16 protein-coding genes are annotated in these 15918 nt (G+C 56.5%); 11 read left to right on the plus strand and 5 right to left on the minus strand.

Annotation, left to right across the window (positions count from 1 at the left end):
• The 11 genes from QLG02_RS11920 to QLG02_RS11970 all read left to right on the plus strand — a co-directional run.
• Positions 1-284: DUF2796 domain-containing protein (locus QLG02_RS11920; protein WP_282465248.1), on the plus strand; the 284-nt coding region annotated here is incomplete at its 5' end.
• Positions 285-288: 4 nt separating this feature from the next.
• The gene (locus QLG02_RS11925) at positions 289-978 is read left to right on the plus strand and encodes an ABC transporter ATP-binding protein (RefSeq protein ID WP_282465249.1); all 690 of its coding nucleotides are present in this window, start codon (positions 289-291) and stop codon (positions 976-978) included.
• Positions 979-1054: 76 nt separating this feature from the next.
• Positions 1055-2302, plus strand: coding sequence for an ABC transporter permease (locus QLG02_RS11930; protein ID WP_282465250.1), 1248 nt, complete (start codon positions 1055-1057; stop codon positions 2300-2302).
• Positions 2303-2330: 28 nt separating this feature from the next.
• A complete protein-coding gene (locus QLG02_RS11935) occupies positions 2331-2810 on the plus strand; it encodes a DUF3299 domain-containing protein (RefSeq protein ID WP_011707301.1) in 480 nt (159 codons plus the stop codon).
• 139 nt (positions 2811-2949) lie between these two features.
• The gene (locus QLG02_RS11940) at positions 2950-3816 is read left to right on the plus strand and encodes a TIGR03899 family protein (RefSeq protein WP_017411037.1); all 867 of its coding nucleotides are present in this window, start codon (positions 2950-2952) and stop codon (positions 3814-3816) included.
• A 996-nt stretch (positions 3817-4812) separates the two neighbouring features.
• On the plus strand, positions 4813-5460 hold the full coding sequence (locus QLG02_RS11945) for a glutathione S-transferase (protein ID WP_282465251.1): 648 nt from the start codon (positions 4813-4815) through the stop codon (positions 5458-5460).
• A gap of 134 nt (positions 5461-5594) precedes the next feature.
• A complete protein-coding gene (locus QLG02_RS11950) occupies positions 5595-5942 on the plus strand; it encodes a hypothetical protein (RefSeq protein ID WP_270827797.1) in 348 nt (115 codons plus the stop codon).
• 116 nt (positions 5943-6058) lie between these two features.
• Entirely contained in the window at positions 6059-7012 is a 954-nt protein-coding gene (locus tag QLG02_RS11955; RefSeq protein WP_282465252.1) for a prolyl oligopeptidase family serine peptidase, read from the plus strand.
• Positions 7013-7297: 285 nt separating this feature from the next.
• Positions 7298-8074, plus strand: coding sequence for a hypothetical protein (locus QLG02_RS11960; protein ID WP_282465253.1), 777 nt, complete (start codon positions 7298-7300; stop codon positions 8072-8074).
• Between the two features lie 85 nt (positions 8075-8159).
• Positions 8160-8531, plus strand: a complete 372-nt coding sequence (locus QLG02_RS11965) for a hypothetical protein (protein WP_282465254.1) — start codon at positions 8160-8162, stop codon at positions 8529-8531.
• Positions 8532-8627: 96 nt separating this feature from the next.
• Positions 8628-9341, plus strand: a complete 714-nt coding sequence (locus QLG02_RS11970; protein WP_282465255.1) for a TOPRIM nucleotidyl transferase/hydrolase domain-containing protein — start codon at positions 8628-8630, stop codon at positions 9339-9341.
• A 179-nt stretch (positions 9342-9520) separates the two neighbouring features.
• Here QLG02_RS11970 and cysC read toward each other — a convergent pair whose 3' ends face one another.
• The 5 genes from cysC to cysG form a co-directional block, all read right to left on the minus strand.
• A complete protein-coding gene (gene cysC, locus QLG02_RS11975; RefSeq protein ID WP_282465256.1) occupies positions 9521-10114 on the minus strand; it encodes an adenylyl-sulfate kinase in 594 nt (197 codons plus the stop codon).
• A 146-nt stretch (positions 10115-10260) separates the two neighbouring features.
• Positions 10261-11985, minus strand: a complete 1725-nt coding sequence (locus QLG02_RS11980; RefSeq protein WP_282465257.1) for an SLC13 family permease — start codon at positions 11983-11985, stop codon at positions 10261-10263.
• Between the two features lie 4 nt (positions 11986-11989).
• Positions 11990-13417, minus strand: a complete 1428-nt coding sequence (gene cysN, locus QLG02_RS11985) for a sulfate adenylyltransferase subunit CysN (protein WP_282465258.1) — start codon at positions 13415-13417, stop codon at positions 11990-11992.
• 24 nt (positions 13418-13441) lie between these two features.
• On the minus strand, positions 13442-14350 hold the full coding sequence (gene cysD, locus QLG02_RS11990) for a sulfate adenylyltransferase subunit CysD (protein WP_016351912.1): 909 nt from the start codon (positions 14348-14350) through the stop codon (positions 13442-13444).
• A gap of 108 nt (positions 14351-14458) precedes the next feature.
• Positions 14459-15871, minus strand: a complete 1413-nt coding sequence (gene cysG, locus QLG02_RS11995; protein WP_282465259.1) for a siroheme synthase CysG — start codon at positions 15869-15871, stop codon at positions 14459-14461.
• Positions 15872-15918 lie beyond the last annotated feature (47 nt).

Genomic DNA, 15918 nt, shown 5'->3' on the forward strand with positions numbered 1-15918 from the left:
ATGACCATGACCATGACCATGACCATGACCATGACCATGACCATGACCATGACCACCAGAAGTCTGACGGCAAGCATGACGAACACCAGCACGACGACGCCGGTCACGCCGACATGGGCGCCATGTACACCTACACCTGCGCTACCCCGGCCAAGCTGACCGGGCTGGAGGCCACCCTGTTCAGCGTCTATCCGAGCCTGGAGAAGCTGAGCGTGCAGGGCATCCTGCCCAACGGCCAGACGGCGGCCGAGCTGACCCCCTCCGCCAACAAACTGAGCTGGTAACGCCATGAAAAATGCCGTGGTTGAGATCCGCGATCTGGCCTTTGCCTGGCCGGGTCACGAGGTTGTACTCGATCTGCCCGCCCTCACCATCAGCGAGGGAGAGCGGGTGTTCATCAAGGGACCGTCGGGTTCCGGCAAGTCGACCCTGCTCGGCCTGCTGGCCGGGATCCAGACCGCCAACCACGGCACCCAGGAGGTGCTGGGCCAGCCACTGGCCCGGCTCTCCGGCCGTGCCCGCGACCACTTCCGGGCGGCCAATCTGGGTTACATCTTCCAGCAGTTCAATCTGCTGCCGTTTTTATCCGTGCAGGACAACGTCACCAGCGCCCTCACCTTCTCCCCCGAGAAGCGGGCCCGGCTGCAGGGCAGCCCGGCCGAGGAGGCGCGCCGCCTGCTGCGAGAATTGCAACTGCCCGAGGAGGCGCTGCACAGGCCCGTCCATGCCCTCAGCATCGGCCAGCAGCAGCGGGTGGCCGCCGCCCGCGCGCTGATCGGCTCACCGCCGCTGGTGATCGCCGACGAGCCCACCTCGGCCCTCGATACCGACAACCGGGCCGCCTTCATCAAGCTGTTGTTCGAGGAGTGCGACAAGCAGGGCTCGACCCTGATCTTCGTCAGCCACGACCCCTACCTCGAACCGCTCTTCCCGCGGGTGGAAAACCTGCAACAACTGAACAGGAGGGCATCATGCTGAGCACCGTTCAACACTGCATCTCCCTGATGAATGCCATTCGCACCCACGCGGTACGACCACAAAACCGGAGGGCATCATGCTGAAACTTGCCCTGCAAAGCCTCTGGGCCCGCCGTCTCACCGCCGGGCTCACCCTGCTGGCCGTCGCCATCAGCGTCACCCTGCTGCTCGGGGTGGAGCGAGTGCGCAACCAGGCACGCGAGAGCTTCGCCAATACGGTGTCGGGCACGGATCTCATCGTCGGCGCACGCTCCGGCCAGGTGAACCTGCTGCTCTACTCGGTGTTTCGCATCGGCAATCCCACCAACAACGTGGGGTGGGATGCCTATCAGGCCATCAAGAGCCAGCGCGGCATCGCCTGGACCATCCCGCTTTCCCTTGGCGACTCCCACAAGGGGTTTCGGGTGCTTGGCACCAATGGCGACTACTTCACCCACCTCAAATATGGCCAGCAGCAGGCGCTGCAACTGCGGGAGGGGCGGCCGTTCGACACGCCGTTCGAAGCGGTGCTCGGCGCCCAGGTGGCCGAGAAGCTCGGTTATCACCTGGGGCAGTCCATCGTCATCGCCCACGGCGCCGGCAACACCTCGTTCAGCCAGCACGACAACCTGCCATTCAAGGTAGTGGGGATCCTGGCACCGACCGGTACCCCCATCGATCGCACCATCCATGTGCCGCTGGCCGGCATCGAGGCGATCCACCTGGGCTGGGACACCGGCCGTCACAGCAAGAACGTGACCGCCGAGCAGGCGCTGGCGCAGGATCTGACCCCCAAGACCATCACCGCCTTCATGGTGGGGCTCAGCAACCGGATATTGGCGTTCCAGCTGCAGCGCAGCGTCAACACCTACCGGGGCGAGCCGCTGATGGCGATCCTGCCGGGAGCTGCACTGCAAGAGCTGTGGAGCCTGATGAGCGTGGCGGAGACGGCGCTGTCGGTGATCGCCGGCTTCGTGGTGGTGGCGGGCCTCATCGGCATGCTGACCACCCTGCTGGCCGGCCTCAACGAGCGGCGCCGGGAACTTGCCATCTTGCGATCCCTCGGCGCCGGCCCCGCTCACCTGTTCCTGCTGCTGGCGCTGGAGGCGATGGCTCTCACCACCGCTGGCATCGCGCTCGGGGTGGCGGTGCTCTACCTGGGGCAGGGGCTTGCCACCCCCTGGCTGCTCAGCCACTATGGCCTGCAATTGAGCCTGGGGCTGCCGAGCGCCCACGAGTGGCTGCTGCTGGGGCTGGTCTGGCTGGCCGGCATGGTGATCGGCCTGTTGCCCGCGGCCCGCGCTTATCGCTACAGCCTGAGCGACGGCATGAGCATTCGCGTCTAGTCAGGCGCCCATAAAACGAGAAGGACAGATGATGAAATGGAAAATTGTGGCGCTGCTGGCCGCCCTGCTGGCGCTGCCGGCCATGGCCGTGGAGTACAAGACCATCGACTGGGATGTGCTCATTCCCGCCGGTGAAAAACTGCTGCCGCCCCCCCAGGTGAGCCACGACGGCAACCTTGCCTCGGTGCCGCAGCCGGTGGGCGGGGTCAACCAGAAGCTGGACAACCAAGAGGTGCGCATTCCGGGCTTCGTGGTACCGCTGGAGGGGGATGCCAAGAAGATCACCGCCTTCCTGCTGGTGCCCTACTTCGGCGCCTGCATCCATGTGCCGCCCCCACCTACCAACCAGGTAGTCTACGTGAGCTACCCCAAGGGGGCGCCGGTGGACGATCTGTGGGACGCCATCTGGGTGAAGGGCAAGATGCGCACGGTCAGCTCCAGCCACGAGATGGCCACCGCCTCCTACTCCATGGAAGCGGTCGAGGTGAGCGTCTACGAAGAGCAGTAACCAGGCACACAAGGCCTCCCTCGGGAGGCCGTTTTGTTATCCGCAACGACCGGATCTTTACCGGCCCCTGCCTGAGGGATTGCCCGCCATCCCGGTTGGAGTAACATTCAAGGCTAGACCTTGCGATCACGGAGCCAGCATGGCTGACCTGCCCCCGCCCAAGAAAGAGAGTTCCATCCTGAGCAGCCAGGAGCAGACCCTGCGCCTGGCCCGCAGCCGCGGTATCGACGGCATGCTCACCCGCAACAGCGACAGCACCTTCGAGCAGCGCGCCACCTTTCGCCAGCTGGCGGATCAGGCCGCCCGCCAGCGCAACCTGGAAGCCATCATGGTGATGGCCTCCCGCCACTGCGAGGAAACGGCCGCCGGCGGCGAGATGGACAGCGACTGGCTGACCCGCTTCCTGCAACTGGCGGAAGACATCAGCATGGTGCCCATGCAACAGCTGTGGGGCCGTATCTTCGCCATCGAGATCGCCACCCCTGGCCGCTTCTCCATCCGCGCGCTCTCCACCTTGAAGGAGATGACCCAGCGCGAGGCCCAGCTGTTCCAGCGCATCTGCTCCCTCTCCTGCCATTACGTGGGCAGTGACGAGCAGCGCCTGCTGCTGGGGCTGCACAAGGGTGCCAGCCTGCTCAGCCGCGCTCGGGTGACCCGACTCGGCCTTGGCAAGTACCGCATCCCCTACAACGCCCTGCTGCAGCTGTTCGAACTCGGCCTGCTGCACCGGGGCGAGCTGGAGTCCGGCCCGCTGCCCGCCGACGGGGTGGAGCTGGAGTTCGGCGATCAGCGCTGGCGCCTGCAGCGCAAGCAGGCCAACATCACCCTGCTCTACTACCGGCTGACCCCGGTCGGCAACGAGCTCGCCCAGCTGCTGCAGGAGCCGCCGCTGGAGGAGTACCTGCAGGATCTGAAAACCGTGCTGGTGCAGGGGCTGCAGATCGAGACCATGATGCTGACCCCGCCCGCCGGGCCTGAGCCTGCCCCGGTCGACCCTGCCCCCTGATCCCCGGGAGCCCGCCCCCGGGCTCCGTCGTTTCACGCACCGCCGCAGCATCTTGCGAAATATCGACTTGCCGTTGCCAAAACAGTTCCTGAAATGCAAATACCGTCAGCTCTGACACCTCATGCCACAGGCTGCCCCAGGTCAATGCCGTGACAAGAAGCGTGTGACAAGCTCACCGAGGATCTGGCCCGCCCCTTGCTATCGTCTATTTGCAGGCAGGCAATGAGCGGCAATGGTCAACCAAGCTCCCCCGCTCGCCCGCCGGATCCAGTCACCGGACGGTGCCTGCCAGCTGGACTTGCAGAACGTGCGCTAACAACAAAAAAGATGGGCCCGCCGTCGTCACCGACAGCGGGCTCATTTATCTCGGGTGGGGCATGCAGAGTTGACCGAATGGAAACGCCCATACCATCACAGACCCAGCCTTGATGCCCTCGCCCTAGTATCTGTGCTGCGCCTCACTCAACAGCGTGACAGCCCCGCAGTTCATTCCCCCGCCCAAATGTGCAGCGAGCACTGAGCAAACAAGGTCGCGGAGGTCCTTACATCGCCCGACCACCGCCCCATGGCCGCTCAATTTATTGATCTTGCCCGAGAAATCACCCACTCCCCCTTCCCTAAAAGGCTCCGTTCGGTAACATGGCCAGCAGATCCCCTCTTGTCGGAGTCAGCCATGTACCAGACCAGAGCCACACCACAGGGAAAGGAGCAGCAGACTGGAGGCTGAAATTCAGGGGCGGTAGCCTTGCCTATGATTTCCACGGCCTACTCTCTTACTGTTTCTTTATTCGGTGGTAATTGAGGTGCTAAAAGAGGACGTAAAGTGAAGGCATTAAGCCTCAAAGATGTAAGGTTAAACTATTTATTCAAAACATCATTTTCATTCCTGGCATTAAGGCCGGGTAGTATTATATGTAAGGCGGTTATAACGTGTTAGTACCGTCTTACATCTCACCACCATTATGAGCATTTATATTTCACGGACAGGAACCAATTTTGTTCAAACTTTACTATTATCCGAACAATGCGAGTTTAGCTCCCCATTTTTTACTTCATCATGTGCAAGCAGATTATGAGTTGTTGTTAGTCGATAAAAAGTCTAATGCTCAGAAATTAGCTAATTATTTGAAGTTAAATCCAGCAGGTCGTATTCCAACATTGGTCGTTGACGGACAGGCCATTTTCGAAAGCCCTGCAATTTGTATCCACATTTGTGAATTGCATCCTGAATACGAATTAATCCCTCTTATTGGCGATCCGAAAAGGCCATTGTTTTTTCAATGGCTGTCATTCCTAAATAATACACTCCAAGCCGAATTGATGGTTCGCTACTATCCACATAAACATACAACTGATGAAGCTTCAATCCCTAGCGTGATAGCTGCACAGGATGAGCGTATAGCGGAAGCCTTATCTATTATCAACGACCAACTAGAAAAAAATGAGTATTTGTTGGGTGATAAATTTTCAGCATGTGATTACTTTCTATTTATGCTTGCAGGGTGGTCCCTACCAATCAAACGATCACCAATGACCTTTAATCACTTAGCGCTGTACTTACAGCGTCTTAGCGAGAATCCAACGGTAAGAGCAGTTTGTGAACTTGAAGAAATAAACCTGACTCCCTTTGAGTCACACTCATAACTAACGCCTCAAGAGGGACTGTCAACGCGTGACGATTCAGACCATGACCACAGTGGCTATCGTTGTTGCTACTGCGTTTAGCTGTCGTGCGTTACCAGCCCCTTGGCGGGCATTATAAATCACAAGGATGTGTCATGAAAAAATTATATATTGGAACCATATTCTTACTTAGCTCAAGTGTCTTAGCCAATCCATATAAAAGTGAATTTGTTGATGTTTCAATTCAAGTGCAAGAAGGTAAAGAAATTTTTCAACTAATCTGTCAGCCTAAAGTCACCATAGGGGAATTACCAGGAAACTGGGTCGATGTTTGCAATTATATTGGCAAGAAAATTTTGGAGTTAGCTGTCGAAAGTGGAGTGAAAGTAGAGCCCGTTGAAAAAGCATTTGGTTTGGCTGGCGATTTTGTTCAAAAAGCGTCTAGTGACTTACCAGAAAATGTTATCCCCACCAAAATTATCAGCCGAGAGTTTGGTGGTTGATGGCTTATAACAAGCTGCTGTTGTCGACCCCAGCCCGGCTGGGTTGATTTACGAATAAATAAAGGCTTCAGCAGCCATTGAGAAGCCTATTTTTCTCATCACCCTTAGGGGATAAAATGAAAATCCGGGTAGTGTCTTTTCTTTTGCTATTTTTGACATTCACTAGCAGTGCTGAAAATATCACCACTCATACAGCCAGCAGGAATGATGGCGCCACTATCTCCTATTATCTGGCCCAATATTCCCATGATGCAGATACACTGCTATTGATTCTGCAAGGCTCTGATTGCAACAGTGTGCTTAACATTGATTCGATACTTTCCGACTATAAAAATGTTTGGCCAGAAGCTGATGTTCTGCTGATCGAAAAGTATGGCATTGATAGCAATTTAAAATACAGTACCGATCCGGTACGCAAGGATTGCCCTGTTCAATATCTTGAAAAGGATAGCCCTGCGCAGCGGGTAGCAGATATCAAACTTGTGCTCGATATCGTTCGAAAGGATGGGCAATACAAGAAAATTATCCTCTTGGGTGGCAGTGAAGGGGCCGTTATCGCCAACCTGGTGAGCGCAGATGTTGACTATATCGATGCTACCATCGCCTTTAATGGCGGTGGCCGCTGGTTTATCGATGACGTCTCACACAGCATCGCTGCAGAGCATAAAAACCCCGCAGCGGCGGGAAAAGAGATCGACGGTTTTAAAGGGTTTGCCGAACATGTTCTTAACAGCAAACCCTTTGAACTTGAGGTGAGCGGACATGGCTATCATTGGTGGCAGCAGATGCTATCCATCGATCAGCTGGATACCCTTAAAAAAGTAAATTCTCCTTTGCTGATCGTGCAGGGAGGTATGGATATTTCGGTATCACCTCAGAAAACAGATGAATTGTTGCAGCGCCTTAAAGACCTAGGAAAAAACAATATTGAATATCGGCGTTACGAAGAACTCGATCATGGATTGAAGGACAGTGACGGGAAAAGTCAACGCAAAGAGATCGTCAGCGATATGAATATGTGGTTAAGGTCGAAGCTAGGCAATCCAGCCAATAAATCCAGCGGCAACTGATTGAAGCGCTGAAGACTGAAACTCAAGGGCGGTCACGTGGTTGTTGTAGGTTAACGCAGAGCAAAGCGAAGCCCAACGGACGAGCATGATCACGTACATCAGAGCGAAATAAAAATAGATGGGTTCAAGCGGTAACACAAATTTTCAGATACATTCGAGGTAAACGTTAGGCTTCAATACGTTCAGCACCAACCTACGATTTTTAACCCAACATACGAGATGTCACAATTTCAGCACCAATTTCGCCAACCGCTGTGCTAGGCGTTAAGTTTTTAAAGGATAAGCATGGAATCAGGAAAGAACTTTGTTGTCGAGGTTGTAAAAGCCTCTCTTATTGCAGCAATAACAATATTTCTTACAATTTGGATAAATGGCAGCAATGAACTTGAATATCGAAGTGATTCAAAATCGCCATATTTTAATTACCCAGACGCGATCGAAAACGATCTAGAAATAAGACACAAGACCGTTCCGATTGATAATATCTCAGTTGTCGAATATGCTATTCATAATAGAACTTTCACTGATCTGGAAAAAGTAAAAATATATATCAAAATACAAGGCAATAAAAAATACAAAATAATAAGCAAAAAACTTTCACCACCAAATAAAATGCCAGCATTAGATATAACAGATATTGATACAACCTCTGAAAATGTTGTTGCCTTTGAGGTAGGGGTATTAAAAAAAACTGGTGATGAATATTACTACCTGAGCTTAATTTTTGAGGGCAGTGAAGCACCAGAAACCGAGATAAGCATTGGTAATAAAAACATTGAAATAGTCGAGTACAAAAAGTGGAAGGATAATTCATTAGCCGTATTAATAGTGCTTGCTGTATACGCTGCACTATTAGTGCCGTTTGGTTTTTGGGCTCACTATTCTGGGAAGCGTTCAAAAAATAGGTTTACAAATAAATTTAAAGATGCTCTTTTATCTGACAGCTCCGAATTAACTAATGAGCAAGTAGCATTTACAATTGAGAAGTATGAAGAAGTTCGAGATCATAAAGAAGAGGGCTGGATTAAGAGAAAGTGGGCAGCATTTACATCCACCGAGTAAGTTTAACAAAGCTAGCCAGAGGGACCAAAAAACGCCGCTTCGCTTCGGATATTCATCCCCTGCTGGCAACATTAGAGGATTATAAATGACACAGTGGATCGTCAGTCACCTTAATGAAATTGGCTCAATAGCCACAATTCTTGCTTTTATTTTTTCGGTGGCCGTATTGGCCTTTTCAGCTTACCGGTACGTTTCACTCCGCAAAGATGAGTTGAAAAATCAACGTTATGAACGCTACCACTTGTTACTACGCAATATCAGCCAAGGTTACGACGCTGGAGGCCCGCTAAAACTTGTCAGCCAAAGAGCCTTTATCTATGAGCTACGTCATTTTCCAGAGTACAAATATCTAACGATAAGGCTATTAGAATCACTGTTAAGTGAGTGGCAGGAAGACACAGTAAAAAACACAAAGCTTAGCTATGAAATTCAAGAAACAATAACAGCACAGCAGTAATCCTCTAGCAAAGCGCTCAAACCGTTTTCTTCGCATATTGAGACCAGCTAAAGCCTCCGTTTTAGCTTAAGCGTTATACTTTAGGGAGCCCATCACATGGGAACTACAATTGATGATATTCAATATGAAGAAATGTTGAGTGAGCGTCATTTTGAAATAGTAATGAAGAATGAAGCTAAAAAGCAATGTATATATATTTTTGTTGAAGGTGATTCAGAGGAAATAACATTCCAACCTCTACTGGAATGTTTTGGCTTAGATTTTGAAAAAGATGGCATCGTTATAGCTAATTACAATGGAATTGGAAATCTAAAGCATGCCATCAGGTTACTCAGAAAAACGTTAAGCCATGACCGACCCATTATTGTGACCTTCGATGATGATATTGACGGAAAACGTATATCTAAAACTATAAATGACCCACTAATAAACGCGTTTAAAATCCCATCTAACCCAGTAGTTACATACAATAATGGTGAAATGGGCGGTTCGTTTGAAGAAAGCTTCTCCCCCGAGTGCTTTATAATAGCTAGTTTCAAGCCGCTCGCAATAGACAATAAAGTAGCAGGGAAAGAGTCTGAATTTAGAAGTGTTTTTAACCCTGTGAAGCCATGGGTTTCTCAACTGGCAAACTTTATTAGTTCAAATGGCGGAAACCCAAGTTCCATAAACAAAGTGGAAATAGCTAAAAACATGATTTCATCGTGCTCACCAATACCTAAAACGTTCGAAGACTTAGCCATATTAGTCCGTAACACTAGGCTATCTAACCCGATAGTACATCCAGATGATGTCACAGTTAAAATATAACAAGGTGATACTGACGAACAGACTTTCTATTGCGTTCAAAATTTACTGCTGAGTACAGCGTTAGTCAGAGGAAATTTAACCTTTTGAGCATCATATAATTCGCCCCATTAAGCCGTTAACCACTGACAACAAGGGGAAAATGCCCCTTGTTTATCAATGCCCCGTCCAGAAAATAGACCTTAATCGACCAACCCCCGCTGCCGCAGGGCAGTCAGCAACTCCTCCACCAACGCATCCACCGGCTTGCCTGCATTCAGCAGATGGATCTCCGGCTGCTCCGGGGCCTCGTAGGCGGAGTCGATGCCGGTGAAGTTGCGGATCTCCCCTGCCCGCGCCTTTTTGTAGAGCCCCTTGGGGTCGCGCTCTTCACAGACGGCGAGCGGCGCATCGACGAACACTTCGACAAACTCCCCTTCACCCACGAGATTGCGCACCAGATCCCGCTCGGCACGGAACGGCGAGATAAAGGCGGTGAGCACGATCAGGCCCGCATCCACCATGAGTTTTGCCACCTCGCCGACCCGGCGGATATTCTCCTGGCGGGCGGCGTCATCGAAACCGAGATCCCCGCACAGGCCGTGGCGCACGTTGTCCCCATCCAGCAGATAGGTGTGCTTGCCTTGCGCGGCCAGCGCCTGCTCCAGGGCCCCCGCCAGGGTGGATTTGCCCGCCCCGGAGAGGCCGGTGAACCAGATCACCAGCGGCTTTTGTCCCTTCTGCCCGGCCCGGCTCTGTTTGTCGACGGCATGGGCATGCCACACGATATTGCTCATTCACACTCCTTGCTTGGCGCGCGCGCCTCAATGCTGAAACGGTCTGGCTCCCTGGAGCTCAGCCTCTGACCACTCGCCACTGACGGGGCCATGGTCGTCGTGTATTCCTATTCCCTGCCTGCCACCAGGCCCCCAGTTGCGCCGCCTTAAAACGGAAACAGCAGGGGCACCATGACGATCACCCCGATGCTGTAGGCCAGCGAGACCGGCAGGGCTAATTTAAGGTAATCCGGCATCTTGTAGTTGCCCGCCGCATAAACCATCAGATTGGTCTGATAGCCGTAGGGCAGGATAAAGCTGGAACTCGCTCCGAACAGCACCGCCAGAATGAACGGCATGGTGGAGACGTCCATGCTAAGCGCCAGCTGGAATCCCATGGGGAAGGCCAGGGCCGCGGCGGCGTTGTTGCTCATCAGCTCGGTCAACACCAGAGTAAACAGGTAGATGCCGATAAAGGCGATCAGGGGGCTGGCACCGTTGAACTCCCCCATCAGCCAGTCGGCGATGACCCGGGCCAGTCCGCTTTTTTCCAGCTGATCGGCGATGGCGAGCGCCCCGCCCACCACCAACCAGATATCCAGCGGAAAGCGGCGGCGGATCTCGTCCAAGGTCAGGATGCGGGAGAACAGCAGCACCACCAGCATCACCAGCAACCCCTTGAAGAGCGGCACCAGGTCGAACACCGACAGCGCCAGCACCCCGAGAAAACCGCCCACCACGGCGGCGCTGCGCGTGGCATCGAGCCGGGTGGAGGCTTCCAGCCCGCTCACCACCACGAACTCGCGGGAGAGGGACTTGTTGCCGGCAAACTTGGGGCCGGGGGCCAGCAGCAGAGTGTCCCCTGCGTGCAGTTCAATCTGGCCGAGGCCGCCGGTGAGCTGGGTCTCGCCCCGACGTACCGCCAGCACTACCGCATCGAAGTGGGTGCGAAACTCCGCGTCCTTGATGGTCTGGCCCACCAGCCGCGAACTGTGGCTGACGATCACCTCCACCAGGTGCTGGCCGTTGAGCCGGTGCTGGCCGTAGAGATCCAGCCCCTTGAGCTCCTGCAGCACGCCGACACTCTCCACATCGCCGCAAAACAGCAGCATGTCCCCCTCGTGCAACTCGTGTTCCGGCTGCACCGGGCAGATCACCTGATTGCCGCGAATGATCTCGGCAAGATAGAGGCTTTTCAGGCTGCGCAGGCCGTTCTCCTTGACGCTGCGCCCGGCCATGGGCGAGCCGGGGCCCACCTTGGCCTCGAGAAAGTAGCCGGATTCGCGGCTCATCTCGGTGTCCTGCTCCGGCAGGTGGCGGGCAAACAGCAACACGGCCACCAGGCCGGTCAGCAGGGTCCCCGCCCCCACCATGAAGAAGTCGAACATGCCGAGCGGCTTGGCCCCCATCTTGATGAGGAAGCTGTTGACGATGAGGTTGGTGGAGGTGCCGATCAGGGTCAGCACCCCGCCAAAGGTCGCCGCGAAGCACATGGGCAGCAGCAGCCGGGACGGCGCATGGTTGGGATTGCGTTTGACCGCACCCAGCATGGAGGCCACCACGGCGGTGTTGTTGACGAAGGCCGACAGGAAGGCGGTGGAGAACCACACCTTCACCAGCACCTTGTTGAAGGAGCCGGTGCCCACCAGGTTGGCGAACCAGCTCATGACCCGGGTCTTCTCCACCGCGAGCGAGACCAGCAGCAACAGCACCAGGGTCAGCAGGGCGCTGTTGGTGTAGCCCGCCACCACGGCGTTGATGTCCGCCAGGCCACTCAGATAGGTGATGAGCACGGCGCCCGAGAAGAGCAGCGCCGGCCGGAGTTTGCCCTGGATCAGCAGGGCGACGAGGGCAGCCAGCAGACCCAGCACCAGGGATTGTTGCCAGGTCATGGGCTTATTCCTTGCTTGCGTCGTTGCTGATGGTCAGCGCCTGCCAGTGGGGGAAGTGCTTGCGCACCAGAGCGTTGAGCTCGACTTCGAACTCGCTGTAGTGCCCTGTTGCCACTTTAGCGGCCAAGCCCTCCACTATCATGCCGGCACCGACGGTGACGTTGGTCAGCCGGTCGATCAGGATGAAGCTGCCGGTATCGCGGATCTCCTGATACGGGTCGAACGCCACCGGGTCGGTCAGGCTCAGCTCGCACAGGCCGATTTCGTTGAGCTTGAGTTCGCTCGCATCCAGCTCATCGAGCTTGTTGATCTCGATGCGGTGGCGGATGGCCTCCACCTGACCGCGGCTCTTCTTGGTGGCCAGCTTGACGTCGTAGACCCGGCCCGGTTGCAGGGACTCCTCCCCCATCCAGACGATGTGGGCCAGCAGGTTCTGGGTCACCAGCGGCTTTCTGGCGGCATCCACCAGCAGGTCGCCACGGCTGATGTCGATTTCATCGGCAAAGGTGACCGTGATGGCCTGACCCGGCAGGGCGTACTCCAGATCGCCGTCGAAGGTGACGATGCGGGTCACCGTGCTCTCCTTGCCGGAGGGCAGCACCGCCAGCTTGTCACCGACCCGCAGGATGCCGGAGGCCAGGGTGCCCGCGAAGCCGCGAAAATCGAGGTTGGGGCGGTTGACGTACTGCACCGGCAGGCGCACCGGGTGACGCTCCAGCTCGCGCTCCACTTCGGCAGACTCCAGCAGAGAGAGCAGGGTCTCGCCTTCGTACCAGGCCAGCTTGTCGCTTGGGTTGACCACGTTGTCACCGTCCAGCGCCGAGACCGGCACGATATGGATGGTGTCGACGCTGAGCTTCTTGGCAAATTCGCGATATTCGGCACTGATACGCTCGAACACCTCCTGGCTGAACTCCACCAGATCCATCTTGTTGACCGCCACCACGAACTGCTTGATGCCAAGCAGGCTGGCAATAAAGCTGTGACGACGGGTCTGATCCAGCACCCCCTTGCGGGCGTCGATCAGGATGATGGCCAGATCGCAGGTGGAGGCGCCGGTGGCCATGTTGCGAGTGTACTGCTCATGGCCCGGGGTATCCGAGATGATAAATTTGCGCTTGGCGGTGGAGAAATAGCGGTAGGCCACGTCGATGGTGATGCCCTGCTCGCGCTCCGCCTGCAGGCCGTCCACCAGCAGCGCCAGATCCAGCTTCTCGCCAGTGGTGCCGAGTTTCTGGCTGTCGGACTCCAGCGCTTTGAGCTGATCTTCATAGATCTGCTGGGAGTCGTGCAGCAGGCGGCCGATGAGGGTGCTCTTGCCGTCGTCCACGCTGCCGCAGGTGAGAAAGCGCAGCAGGCTCTTGTGTTGCTGGGCGTGCAGGTAGGCTTCAATGCCCTGTTCGCTGATGGCGGTCTGAATGTGGTTGTTCATGTTGCGATTCCTTAGAACATTTTTTTAGAAATAGCCCTGACGCTTCTTCTGCTCCATGGAGCCGGCCTGATCGTGGTCGATGAGCCGCCCTTGCCGCTCGCTCGAGGTGGTGAGCAGCATCTCTTCGATGATCTCCGGCAGGGTGGTGGCAGCGGATTCGATGGCACCGGTCAGCGGGTAGCAGCCGAGGGTGCGGAAGCGCACCAGCTCCTGCTTCACTTCATCTTCAGGGCCGATGGGCATGCGCTCGTCATCCACCATGATCTTGATGCCATTGCGTTCCACCACCGGGCGATGGGCCGCAAAGTAGAGCGGCACTATGTCGATGTTCTCGAGGTAGATGTATTGCCAGATGTCGAGCTCGGTCCAGTTGGAGAGCGGGAACACCCGGATGCTCTCCCCCTTGTTGACCTGGCTGTTATAGACGCGCCACAGCTCCGGGCGCTGGTTTTTCGGATCCCAGCGGTGGGACTTGTCGCGGAAGGAGTAGACCCGCTCCTTGGCGCGGGACTTCTCCTCGTCGCGGCGGGCACCACCGAAGGCGGCGTCGAAGCCGTATTTGTTGAGCGCCTGCTTGAGCCCCTCGGTCTTCATGATGTCGGTGTGCTTGCCGCTGCCGTGCACGAAGGGGTTGATGCCCATGGCGAGGCCGTCCGGGTTCTTGTGGACGATGAGATCCAGCCCGTACTTCCTGGCGGTCTCGTCGCGAAACTTGATCATCTCCTTGAACTTCCAGTCGGTGTCGACGTGCAGCAAGGGGAAGGGGATCTTGCCCGGATAGAAGGCCTTGCGGGCCAGGTGCAGCATGACGGAGGAGTCCTTGCCGATGGAGTACATCATCACCGGGTTTTCAAATTCGGCAGCCACCTCGCGGATGATGTGGATGCTCTCGGCTTCCAGCTGCTGCAAGTGGGTCAGTCTTTCACGGTCCATGTCTGGGTCCTCGGTTCATTGCTAACGCGCCTGGTCAGGGCGCGGTGTTGGTTCAGGTCGGTGCCGCCATGGCCGCACCGTCAAATCGATGGATGTCGCCACCGGCGCTCAGGCCAGGCTCACCAGCTTGAGGTCGCAGGTGCCCTGCTGTTGCCCCTCGCCAAACCAGGCGAGCCGCTCGCGCAGGGCCACCACTTCGCCGATGACGATAAGCGACGGGCTCACTGCCTGGGCGGCCAGTTCGGCCAGCTCTGCCAAGGTGCCGGTCAGCACCCGCTGGCGGGCAGTGGTGCCGCGCTCGATGATGGCGATGGGGGTGGCGGCACTTCGGCCATGGCTCACCAGCTGCTGTTGAATATGCTCGGAGCGCATCAGCCCCATGTAGATGACCAGGGTCTGGCTGGTGGCGGCGAGCTGCTGCCAGTCGGGCTCCTTGCCATCGATCTGGCAGTGGCCGGTAATGAAGACGGCGCTCTGGGCATGGTCACGGTGAGTGAGCGGGATACCTGCATAAGCGGTAGCACCGGCGGCGGCCGTGATGCCGGGCACCACCGAGAAGGGAATGCCTTCGTCGGCCAGAACTTCCAGCTCTTCGCCGCCACGGCCGAACATGAAGGGATCGCCCCCCTTGAGCCGCACCACCCGGTTGCCCGCCCTGGCGTATTCCACCAGCAGGCGATTGGTCTCCTCCTGCGGCACGCTGTGGGCGCCCGCCTTCTTGCCGACCGACACCAGAGTGGCGTCGCGGCGCACCAGGTCCAGGATCTCGGGCGAGACCAACTGGTCATAGAGCACCACTTCGGCCTGCTGAATTTGTTGCAGCGCCTTGAGGGTCAACAGGCCCGGATCGCCGGGGCCCGCCCCCACCAGCACCACTTCCCCCACTTCGCTTTTCGCCTGGTCAAGCCCCTGGTTCAGCCACTGCTCGGCCCCTTGCCAATCTTCTTTCTCAATCAGACCGGCCAGGGTGTTGGAGGCAAAGGCGCGCTCCCAGAAACGGCGACGATCGGAAATGGAAGAGAGCACCCGCTTGGCCTGGTCGCGCACCCGGCCGGAGAGCTCGGCCAGAGCGCCGAGATGGCGCGGCAGCAGGCTCTCGAGCCGCTCGCGCAACAGGCGCACCAGCACCGGCGCCTTGCCGCCGCTGGAGACGGCCACCATGATGGGGCTGCGATCGATGATGGAAGGGAAGATGAAGCTGGAGCGCTTGGGGTCGTCCACCACGTTGACGAACAGACCGAGCTGGTTGGCGCTCTGATAGACCAGCGCGTTCACCTCGAGATCGTCGGTAGCGGCCACCACCAGGATCTGGCCGGCCAGATGGGCCGGGGTGAAGCGCTCCGCCAGATGGGTGAAGCGACCGGAAAATTCCGTGAATTCGGGTTCCAGCTCGGGGGAGACCAAAGTCAGCCTGGCACCGGCCGCCAGCAGCAGGCGCGCCTTGCGCAGGGCCACTTCGCCCCCTCCCACCAGCAGCACCGGGCGACCGTCCAACTTGGCAAACATCGGCAAATAATCCATTTCGGCCCATCCCTCGGAACACGACTAATATGGGGCGACTATAGGCA

Source organism: Aeromonas sp. V90_14 (genome assembly GCF_029967615.1).
GTDB lineage: Bacteria > Pseudomonadota > Gammaproteobacteria > Enterobacterales > Aeromonadaceae > Aeromonas > Aeromonas hydrophila.

Bases quoted from the DNA above. Each gene is read 5' to 3' on its own strand.
- QLG02_RS11950 (WP_270827797.1), top strand. From the start codon at position 5,595: ATGAAAAAATTATATATTGGAACCATATTCTTACTTAGCTCAAGTGTC.
- cysC (WP_282465256.1), bottom strand. From the start codon at position 10,114: ATGAGCAATATCGTGTGGCATGCCCATGCCGTCGACAAACAGAGCCGG.
- cysN (WP_282465258.1), bottom strand. From the start codon at position 13,417: ATGAACAACCACATTCAGACCGCCATCAGCGAACAGGGCATTGAAGCC.
- QLG02_RS11940 (WP_017411037.1), top strand. From the start codon at position 2,950: ATGGCTGACCTGCCCCCGCCCAAGAAAGAGAGTTCCATCCTGAGCAGC.
- QLG02_RS11935 (WP_011707301.1), top strand. From the start codon at position 2,331: ATGATGAAATGGAAAATTGTGGCGCTGCTGGCCGCCCTGCTGGCGCTG.
- QLG02_RS11970 (WP_282465255.1), top strand. From the start codon at position 8,628: ATGGGAACTACAATTGATGATATTCAATATGAAGAAATGTTGAGTGAG.
- cysG (WP_282465259.1), bottom strand. From the start codon at position 15,871: ATGGATTATTTGCCGATGTTTGCCAAGTTGGACGGTCGCCCGGTGCTG.
- QLG02_RS11925 (WP_282465249.1), top strand. From the start codon at position 289: ATGAAAAATGCCGTGGTTGAGATCCGCGATCTGGCCTTTGCCTGGCCG.
- QLG02_RS11930 (WP_282465250.1), top strand. From the start codon at position 1,055: ATGCTGAAACTTGCCCTGCAAAGCCTCTGGGCCCGCCGTCTCACCGCC.
- QLG02_RS11980 (WP_282465257.1), bottom strand. From the start codon at position 11,985: ATGACCTGGCAACAATCCCTGGTGCTGGGTCTGCTGGCTGCCCTCGTC.
- cysD (WP_016351912.1), bottom strand. From the start codon at position 14,350: ATGGACCGTGAAAGACTGACCCACTTGCAGCAGCTGGAAGCCGAGAGC.
- QLG02_RS11955 (WP_282465252.1), top strand. From the start codon at position 6,059: ATGAAAATCCGGGTAGTGTCTTTTCTTTTGCTATTTTTGACATTCACT.
- QLG02_RS11960 (WP_282465253.1), top strand. From the start codon at position 7,298: ATGGAATCAGGAAAGAACTTTGTTGTCGAGGTTGTAAAAGCCTCTCTT.
- QLG02_RS11965 (WP_282465254.1), top strand. From the start codon at position 8,160: ATGACACAGTGGATCGTCAGTCACCTTAATGAAATTGGCTCAATAGCC.